This window comes from Amaricoccus sp. (assembly GCF_017993425.1).
Classification (GTDB): domain Bacteria; phylum Pseudomonadota; class Alphaproteobacteria; order Rhodobacterales; family Rhodobacteraceae; genus Amaricoccus.
Genome location: NZ_JAGOMQ010000018.1, coordinates 73,651 through 81,965 on the forward strand (window position 1 = coordinate 73,651; position 8,315 = coordinate 81,965).

General features: G+C 71.8%; 9 protein-coding genes. 3 read left to right on the forward strand and 6 right to left on the reverse strand.

Annotated elements, in window-relative coordinates; genetic code table 11:
• Window positions 1–12: 12 nt before the first annotated feature.
• From KBB57_RS10525 to KBB57_RS10535, 3 genes are all read left to right on the forward strand, one after another.
• Window positions 13–1,488, forward strand: coding sequence for a protein adenylyltransferase SelO family protein (locus KBB57_RS10525; protein WP_290749614.1), 1,476 nt, complete (start codon window positions 13–15; stop codon window positions 1,486–1,488).
• Between the two features lie 77 nt (window positions 1,489–1,565).
• Window positions 1,566–2,420 (forward strand): sulfotransferase family 2 domain-containing protein, encoded by an 855-nt coding sequence (locus KBB57_RS10530; protein WP_290749617.1) that lies wholly within the window; start codon window positions 1,566–1,568, stop codon window positions 2,418–2,420.
• Window positions 2,421–2,423: 3 nt separating this feature from the next.
• Entirely contained in the window at window positions 2,424–2,726 is a 303-nt protein-coding gene (locus KBB57_RS10535) for a GNAT family N-acetyltransferase (RefSeq protein ID WP_290749620.1), read from the forward strand.
• Between the two features lie 9 nt (window positions 2,727–2,735).
• On the opposite strand, the gene KBB57_RS10540 is transcribed toward KBB57_RS10535, so the two are convergent.
• The 6 genes from KBB57_RS10540 to KBB57_RS10565 form a co-directional block, all read right to left on the reverse strand.
• Window positions 2,736–3,755: a hypothetical protein gene (locus KBB57_RS10540; RefSeq protein ID WP_290749623.1), complete on the reverse strand. Its 1,020-nt coding sequence runs from the start codon at window positions 3,753–3,755 to the stop codon at window positions 2,736–2,738.
• Between the two features lie 69 nt (window positions 3,756–3,824).
• Window positions 3,825–4,847, reverse strand: a complete 1,023-nt coding sequence (trpS, locus tag KBB57_RS10545; protein ID WP_290749626.1) for a tryptophan--tRNA ligase — start codon at window positions 4,845–4,847, stop codon at window positions 3,825–3,827.
• Between the two features lie 288 nt (window positions 4,848–5,135).
• The gene (gene murJ / locus KBB57_RS10550) at window positions 5,136–6,680 is read right to left on the reverse strand and encodes a murein biosynthesis integral membrane protein MurJ (RefSeq protein ID WP_290749628.1); all 1,545 of its coding nucleotides are present in this window, start codon (window positions 6,678–6,680) and stop codon (window positions 5,136–5,138) included.
• Between the two features lie 153 nt (window positions 6,681–6,833).
• Window positions 6,834–7,247: a VOC family protein gene (locus tag KBB57_RS10555; RefSeq protein ID WP_290749630.1), complete on the reverse strand. Its 414-nt coding sequence runs from the start codon at window positions 7,245–7,247 to the stop codon at window positions 6,834–6,836.
• A 429-nt stretch (window positions 7,248–7,676) separates the two neighbouring features.
• Window positions 7,677–7,886: a hypothetical protein gene (locus tag KBB57_RS10560; RefSeq protein WP_290749632.1), complete on the reverse strand. Its 210-nt coding sequence runs from the start codon at window positions 7,884–7,886 to the stop codon at window positions 7,677–7,679.
• 55 nt (window positions 7,887–7,941) lie between these two features.
• A partial coding sequence (locus KBB57_RS10565) for an HIT domain-containing protein (protein WP_290749635.1) occupies window positions 7,942–8,315 on the reverse strand: 374 nt, incomplete at its 5' end.

Consider the following 8,315-nt stretch of genomic DNA (forward strand, 5'->3'; position numbering starts at 1 on the left):
GGCGGGCAGCGCATGGCTCCGCTCGCCCATCGGCCCGAGGCGGCCCATGCCCGGCTCGGCGACGCCTTCTACGACGCGGTCGCGCCGGCGGCGTTTCCGCGGACCGAGCTGCGGTTCCGCAACGACCGCTGGGCGGCGCGTGTCGGGCTCGACGGGCTCGACGACGCGGCCTGGGTCGCGCATCTCGGCCGGTTCGAGCCGCTGCCGGGGGGCTACGATCCGCCGCTGGCGCTGCGCTATCACGGGCACCAGTTCCGGGTCTACAACCCCGACCTCGGCGACGGGCGGGGGTTCCTCCTCGCGCAGCTCCGCGACCTCCGCGACGGGCGGCTGCTCGACCTCGGCACCAAGGGCTCGGGGCGGACGCCGTGGTCGCGCACCGCGGACGGGCGGCTGACGTTGAAGGGCGGCGTGCGCGAGATCCTCGCCACCGAGATGCTGGAGGCGCTCGGCGTCTACACCTCCAAGACCTTCTCGCTGGTCGAGACCGGCGAGGACCTCGTCCGCGGCGACGAGCCCTCGCCGACGCGCAGCTCGGTGCTGGTGCGGCTGAGCCATTCCCACGTGCGGATCGGCACCTTCCAGCGGCTGGCGACGCTCGGCCAGTGGGACGAGATGCGCCGGCTGGTCGGCCATTGCCTCGAGCTCTACTGGCCCGGCGCCGAGGGGCCGGACCCGGCCGCGGCGCTCTTCGACGCGGTTGTCGGGGCCTGCGCGCGGCTGGGGGCGGAATGGTTCGCCGCCGGCTTCGTCCACGGCGTGCTCAACACCGACAACATCAACGTCACCGGCGAGAGCTTCGACTACGGGCCCTGGCGGTTTCTCGACCGCTTCGATCCGGGGTTCACGGCCGCCTATTTCGACCAGACCGGGCTCTACTGCTTCGCCCGGCAGCCGGAGGCGCTGAACTGGAACCTGGCGCGGCTGGGGGAATGCCTGATCCCGCTCTCGGCGCGGGCCGCGATCGAGCCGGCGTTCGAGAGCTTCGCGCCGCGGTTCCATGCGGCGCTGACGGCGCAGACGTTCGGGCGGCTGGGGCTCGCCGCCGACCCGGCCGCCGACCAGCCGCTGATGCACGGCTTCTGGCAGGCGATGCAGCAGACCGCGCCGCCGTTCCAGCAGGTCTTCCACGACCTCCTCGGCGGGGAGCCGGCGCGGCTCCGGGCGAGCCCGATCCGCGCCGTGCTCGAGACCGCGGTCTGGGCCGAGGTGATCGAGGGGCTGCGCCGGCTGCCGCCCGCGCCGGGCCTCGCCGCGGCGCTGGCGCACCCGCGCGCCGCGGCGGCGGCGGAGACGCTGACGATCGGGGAGGTCGAGGCGCTGTGGGCGCCGATCGCCGAGGGCGACGACTGGCGGCCGCTCGCGGCGAAGATCGCCTCGATCCGCGAGGCGGGCGCCTTCAACGCCGCGCTCGGGCTCCTGCGCGGGCCGCTGGCGCGGCCGGGACACGTGCCGCTGGAGACGACGGAGACGCCGGCCGCAGCGTGACGGGGATTGGCCGGGAAGGCCGCTTCGCGTAAGGATCGTTTGTCCCTCTGGCCTTGGTGTTTTCAGGAGTTCGCCTGTTGGTTCCGGATCCCATTCCCCTCGTCGACCCGGTGCGCCGTTTCGTTCTTTTCACCAACGCGAAATGCGGGGGGACCACGCTGAAGAGCTGGTTCTTCGCCAATCTCGACCTGCCGCGGCTGGAGCAGCGCCCGGTGGGGTTCCTGCGCGCCTTCGGCCTGCGCTACGCTTGGAAGCATTTCCGCTTCGGGCGCAAGGCCACGCCGCGCGGGGCGGGGCTGCGCGACGTGGCGAAGGTGCGGCGGATGACCAACTACTACCGCAAGGCCTTCTGCGCGCCGGCGGTGGAGGCGGGGATCGACGGCTACTTCAAGTTCGCGGTGGTGCGGCACCCGGAGGACCGGGTGGTCAGCGGCTTCGTCGACAAGGTCTGCGGCGAGGATCGGGGCGAGCCCTTCGTGCAGGCGATGCTGGCCAAGGCGGGTCAGGACGGCGCGATCAGCTTCGAGGGGTTCCTCGACTATCTCGAGACCGCCGACGAGGCGACGATGGACCCGCACTGGCGGCGGCAGAGCTACATCCTCGACGGGCACGCGATGGACGCCTGGGTGCGGCTGGAGCATCTCGCCGACGACTTCGCCCGCGTGGGCGAGCGGGTTGGGACGGCGCATCTCGACGTGTTCTCGCGGCGGCTGCAGAGCAACGTCTACGACCCGGCGACGATGCAGGCGGCGCTCGACGCCGACATGCCGGCGATGCGGTCGAGCGACATCGTCGCCTGGGCGGCGACGCACGGGGCCTTCCCGCCGAAGGAGGCGTTCCTGACCGAGGCGACGCGGTCGCGGATCCGGCGCATCTTCGCGCGGGACTTCGACCTTCTCCCCTATGGCGGCACGGCGGAGTTGGAGGGCTGAGGGATGGCGGTGGATGCGGCGGAGGTCGCCTACGAGGACGGCGGGGCGAAGGCCCGCTACGTCTACCGCGCCGAGGGGGCGGAGGCGGAGCTGGTGCTGTCGAAGGTCGGCGACAGCCGGGCGATCATCGAGCACACCGAGGTCCCCGACGTGATGCGCGGCATGGGCGTCGGGCAGGCCATGGTGGCGCGCGCCGTCGCCGACGCCCGGGCGGCCGGCAAGAAGATCCTGCCGCTCTGCCCCTTCGCCGCGGCGCAGTTCCGCCGCCATCCCGACTGGGAGGACGTCCTCGACCGGCGCGGCTGAGGCGCGGGCTCAGGCGACGCCGGACAGGATCGAGGCGATCAGCAGGAAGTAGATCGTCACGCTGGTCGCGCCGAGCGCGGTGTCGAGCCGGTTGGCGCGCGCCTTGGCCGCATCGTGGTCGGTCCCGTGCTTCGAAAGGCGGTTGGTGCCGAGCGAGATGGCGAGCGAGGTGACGATCGCCCCGAAGACCAGGAAGGCGAGCCGGTCCACCAGCCCGAAATCCGGCTTGAACCCCACCGCGTCGTCGAGGCGGACGAGGTTCGTCACCGCGGCGAAGAGCGCGCCGGTGTTCATGCCCACCCGCAGCCCGAGCTCGGTGCAGGAGACCACGAAGGAGAGCGAGGTGATCAGGAAGGCGAAGGTCAGGCCGAGGAAGTCGTCGATCAGCACCGGCGAGCGCACCCGGTCGACGTCGACCGCGAGCTCGACCTGCGAGAACGCCTTGTCCGGATCGGTCCAGTAGCCGAAATCCGTGTCGTAGACATGCTCGACGGCGCGCATGTCGACGCCGCGGATCGTCCAGCCCACGAGGCGGAGATATTCCGAGATGCGGGCGCCGTCGGGGTCGGGGACGAACCGGAGCCCGTCGGTGCTCTCGTCCGACTCGAGCCGCACCACGAGGCGCTGGCTGTCGAAGGGGAAGTGGCGGAAGTCGAACTCCTGGTCGATCTGCGCCTGGATGCGGGCGATGGTGTAGGTGCCGCCGGCCGGGTTCGGCTCGGTCTCGACCTCGTCGATCGTGGCGGTGCGCGCGATGACGTAGAGGTCGCGGTGGATGTCGAAGCGCCCCGCGGGATCGTTGAACCAGGCGTAGAAGGAGATGCGGAAGGTCCCCGCCTCCGGGTTGATGTCGGAGAGCGAGCTGACGAAGGCGCCCACCTCGACGTCGCGCAGCGGCGCGTCCCCAACGTCGCGCGGCTGGCCCGTGTTCTGGAGCCCGCGCGGCTGCGCCGGGACGGCGACGGCGCAGGCGAGGAGCGCCGCGAGAACGGCGAGGAGGCGCGCGGCGGCGCGGATCGGCAGGGTCACGGCTCCTCCCCGGCGGGACTGGACGCCGATTGTGGAGCGAAGCCGGCGCGCCGCGCAAGCGCGCCGGCGTCAGCGCGAGCGCACGAAGCCGACGATGTCGTAGGTGCGGTCGAGGATCGGCTCGGCGATGGCGGCGGCGCGGTCCGCCCCCTCGCCGAGGATGCGGTCGATCTCGGCCGGGTCGCCCATCAGCGCCTTCATCCGCGTGGTGATCGGCGCGAGATGCGCCACCGCGAGGTCGGCGAGCGCCGGCTTGAACTCGGAGAACGGCTTGCCGGCGAAGTCCTCGACCACCTTCTCCGGCGCCTCTCCGGCGAGGGCGGCGTAGATGTTGACGAGGTTGCGCGCCTCGGGGCGGCCCGAGAGCGCGGAGAAGGCGTCGGGCAGCGGGTCCGGGTCGGTGCGGGCCTTGCGGATCTTCGAGGCGATGGCGTCGGCGTCGTCGGTCAGGTTGATCCGGCTCATGTCCGACGGATCGGACTTCGACATCTTCTTCGTGCCGTCGCGCAAGCTCATGATCCGGGTCGCCGCGCCCTCGATCACCGGCTCGGTCATCGGGAAGAAGTCGACGCCGTAGTCGTGGTTGAACTTCGCCGCGATGTCGCGGGTCAGCTCGATATGCTGCTTCTGGTCCTCGCCGACGGGGACGTGGGTGGCGTGGTAGAGCAGGATGTCGGCCGCCATCAGGCTCGGATACGCGAGGAGCCCCAGCGAGGAATTCTCGGCGTTCTTGCCCGCCTTGTCCTTGAACTGGGTCATCCGGTACATCCAGCCGATCCGGGCGACGCAGTTGAACACCCAGGCGAGCTGGGCGTGGCCCGGCACTTGGCTCTGGTTGAACAGGATCGAGCGCGCCGGCTCGAGGCCGCAGGCCATGAAGGCGGCGGCCAGCTCGCGCGTCGAGGCGCGCAGCTTCTCCGGATCCTGCCAGACGGTGATCGCGTGGAGATCGACCATGCAATAGACGGTCTCGATCCCCTCGTCCTGCATCTCGACGAAGCGGCGCAGCGCCCCGAGGTAGTTGCCGAGCGTGAGGTTCCCCGAGGGCTGGATGCCCGAGAAGACGCGGGAGGTGAACTTGGTCGCGGTCATGGGCGGCGTTCCGGATCGACAGGCCGCGTCCATTGCCGCCTTTCGCGTGCGCCGTCAACGGGGGCGACGGGCGGGCAGGGCAATCGCTTGAAGGCTTGGGAGCTCGTCTCCGGGGGGGAGGATCGACGGAGCGCCTTTGCGCTCCGGAGTCGGTCTCCCCGCCCCCAAGAGCGGGGGAACCTGCGATAGGACAAGGGGGAGGAAGGGCGTCGAGGCGTGGCTTCGGCGGCGGAGCCGACAGGCGGGCCTTCGAGCGATCGCCGCGCGTCGCCTTGCGGGAGCGCCGGCCTATCCGCCGCGGCGGAGGGCGGCGCGGAGGTCGGCGAGGCGCAGGCCGCCCGTCGCGACGACGGCGGCGGCGTAGCTCGCCATGCCGGCGGAGACGAGGAGCGCCAGCGCGCCGTAGCGCCAGAGGCGGTCTTCGAAGAGCGGCGCGAGGAGCCAGGAGACGGCGAGGAGCACGCCGCCCATCAGGATCGAGGCGAGGACGATGCGGGGCGCGGCGCGGCGCAGGCGCGCGTCGGGGGCCGCGACCTCGCCCATCGGGCCTGTGCCGCGCCAGAGCTGCCACATCATCACCCAGCCCGCCACCGTGGTGCCGAGGGCGGCGGCGATGAAGCCGATGAACGGCGCGAGGCCGAGGGCGATGGCGGCGTTGACGATCATCGCGTGGACCGCGAAGCGGAACGGGCTGCGGGTGTCCTCGCGGGCGTAGTAGAGCGGCGAGAGGACCTTCTGCATCACGAAGGCCGGCAGGCCGGCGCCGTAGACGGCGACGGCGAGCGCGGTCGGCCAGGTGTCGGCGGCGACGAAGGCGCCGCGCTCGAAGAGGACGCGGACGATCTCGACCGGGATGACCATCAGCGCCACCGCGGCGGGCAGCGTCAGCGCCAGGGTCAGCTCGGTGGCGCGGTTGATGGCGTCGCGGCCGCCGGAGCCGTCGCCGGCCTTGAGCCGCCGCGACAGGTCCGGCAGCAGCACGACGCCGATGGCGATGCCCACGACGCCGAGCGGAAGCTGGTAGAGCCGGTCGGCGTAGGAGAGCCAGGCGACGGCGCCGTCGAAGAACGAGCCGACCTGCCGGCCGACCATCAGGTTGATCTGCACCACCCCGCCGGCGAGGAGCGCGGGCACCATGATGACGGTCAGCCGCCGCATGTCGGGGGTGAGGCGCGGCCGGCGCGGCGGCACCGGCATCCCGACGCGGGCGCAGCCCCACCAGACCAGCGCGAGCTGCGCCACGCCGGAGACAGGGACGGACCAGATCTGCCACAGGCCGATGTCGCCGCCGGTGCGCCAGCCGATCAGCAGGAAGGCGATCATCACGACGTTCATCAGGATCGGCGCCGCCGCCGGCAGGGCGAAGCGGCCGAGGGAGTTGAGGACGCCGGAGAGGAGCGCCGTCAGCGAGATCAGGATGATGTAGGGAAACGCGATCCGCCCGTGCTCGACCGAGAGGGCGAAGCGCTCGTCGCCGGCGAAGCCGGAGGCCATGGCGAGCACCAGCCAGGGCATGGCGATCTGGCCGAGGATGGTGAAGACGAGGAGGACGAGGCCGAGGCCGGAGAGCGCGTCGCGGGCGAAGCCCTCGGCGTCCTCGCCGGCCTCGACCTTCTTGGCGAAGAGCGGCACGAAGGCGAGGTTGAAGGCCCCCTCGGCGAAGAAGCGGCGGAACATGTTGGGGAGCGTGAAGGCGATCAGGAAGGCCTGCGCCACCGGCCCGGCCCCGAGGAAGGCCGCCATCAGGATGTCGCGGGCGAGGCCGAGGATGCGCGACAGCATCGTCCAGGCGCCCACGCTGAGGAAGGCCGGCAGCAGGCGGATTCCGGTCATCGCGCGGGGTCCCTCGACGGTCGCGCCGGAGTGGCAGATCGCCGGGGGATTGGCAACCGCGCCGGCCGCGCGGGGCGGCCGTGTTCACGCGTGAAAACCCGCTAAGCCGTTGATTTCCGGGTTAACGAACCGTTGCGCGGGGCGTGGCGGAGCTCAGGCGGGCGGCTGGTCGCAGTTGACCATCCACGGGATCCCGAAGCGGTCGATCGCCATGCCGAAGCCGCGCGACCAGAAGGTGGCGGCGTAGGGCGCCTTGACCTCGCCGCCCTCGGCGAGGGCCTCGAAGAGGCGCCGCCCCTCGACCTCGTCGGCGACGTTGACCGACATCGAGAACCCGGCGGGCGTCGAGCGCCACTGCGGGGGCGCGTCGGCGCCCATGACGATGCGGCCGGCGATGCTGAGGCGCGCGTGCATGACGTCCCCCTGCCGCTCCGGCGGGCTCTCGGCGGCGTGGGGGGATTCGCCGACGGTCATCAGGAAGTCGATGTGCCCGCCGAGGATCCGGGCATAGGTCTCGAACGCCTCGCGACAGCGGCCGTCGAAGCTGAGGTAAGGGGCGATCTGCATCGGCGTGTTCCTCCCCAGGGGAGACTAGGCCTGCGGGGCGGCAGGTCCAGTGCGGATCGGCGGGCCGCCGGCGCGGTCCGTCTTGCCAGTCCTCCCCGGCGAAGCGGATGCGGATGACGTCGAGAGCGTCGTCGGTGAATTCGGCGAGGACCGTCGCCTGCCGGCGATATCCGAAGGTGCGGTAGCGCGGTCTGGTCGGGCGCCCGGTCCCGAATTGCGCGCCGGGTTCCGCCCGGCGCTCAAGCCACCGCAGGATCGACTCGGTCCAGGCCGCCGCGAAGGCGTCACCGCGGACGGCGGCGAGTGCGTCGGCGTGCCGGGCCAAGTCATGGACGGCCGCCGCCCGGAGCACGAGCATTCGCGGCTTCATTGGGATGCGTCGCTACTGCGAGAAGGCGTTCCTGAGCCAGGCCCGGGCTTCGCCCGACGTCATGCCCCGCGGTCGCCGGCCCGCTTCTCGGCCTCGTGCCGGGCGATGTCGCGGGCGAGCGCCGCCGCATCATAGGGAGCGGGGTACGCGAGGAAATCGTCGAGGGCGGCAAGCACCAGCTCGGACGGGAAAGCGTAGCCCGCTTCCGTCGCCGCCCGCTCCAGCGCTTCGGCCTTGTCGTCCGGGAGTTCGATCTTCACGGTCTTCATGCGACCGAGGATAGGCGATGTCGCGGCGCGCGGGAAGCGCCGGTGCTCCGGCGCGTCAGTCGCGGGGGAGCATCCGGCCGAGGACGCGGCCGCCGAGGATGTGGAGGTGGTAGTGGGGCACCTCCTGCACGCCGTGCAGGCCGGAATTGGCGATCAGGCGGTAGCCGGACTGGCCGGCGCCCGGCGCGACGCCGAGCTCGACGCAGAGGCGCCCCGCAAGGCGGTTGAAGTCGACGATCTCCGCGTCGCTCGCCTCGGAGGCGAAGTGGTCGAAGTTGACGTAGGGACCCCTGGGGATCACCAGCACGTGGACCGGGGCCTGCGGGCGGATGTCGTGGAAGGCGAGCGCGTGCGCCGTCTCGGCGACGGTCTTGTTGGGGATCTCGCCGCGCAGGATCCGCGCGAAGATGTTCTGGGAATCGTAGTCGT

What these genes read in the sequence shown, in the direction of transcription:
- KBB57_RS10525 (WP_290749614.1), top strand. Translation starts at nt 13, where the DNA reads ATGGCTCCGCTCGCCCATCGGCCCGAGGCGGCCCATGCCCGGCTCGGC.
- KBB57_RS10535 (WP_290749620.1), top strand. Translation starts at nt 2,424, where the DNA reads ATGGCGGTGGATGCGGCGGAGGTCGCCTACGAGGACGGCGGGGCGAAG.
- trpS (WP_290749626.1), bottom strand. Translation starts at nt 4,847, where the DNA reads ATGACCGCGACCAAGTTCACCTCCCGCGTCTTCTCGGGCATCCAGCCC.
- murJ (WP_290749628.1), bottom strand. Translation starts at nt 6,680, where the DNA reads ATGACCGGAATCCGCCTGCTGCCGGCCTTCCTCAGCGTGGGCGCCTGG.
- KBB57_RS10555 (WP_290749630.1), bottom strand. Translation starts at nt 7,247, where the DNA reads ATGCAGATCGCCCCTTACCTCAGCTTCGACGGCCGCTGTCGCGAGGCG.
- KBB57_RS10560 (WP_290749632.1), bottom strand. Translation starts at nt 7,886, where the DNA reads ATGAAGACCGTGAAGATCGAACTCCCGGACGACAAGGCCGAAGCGCTG.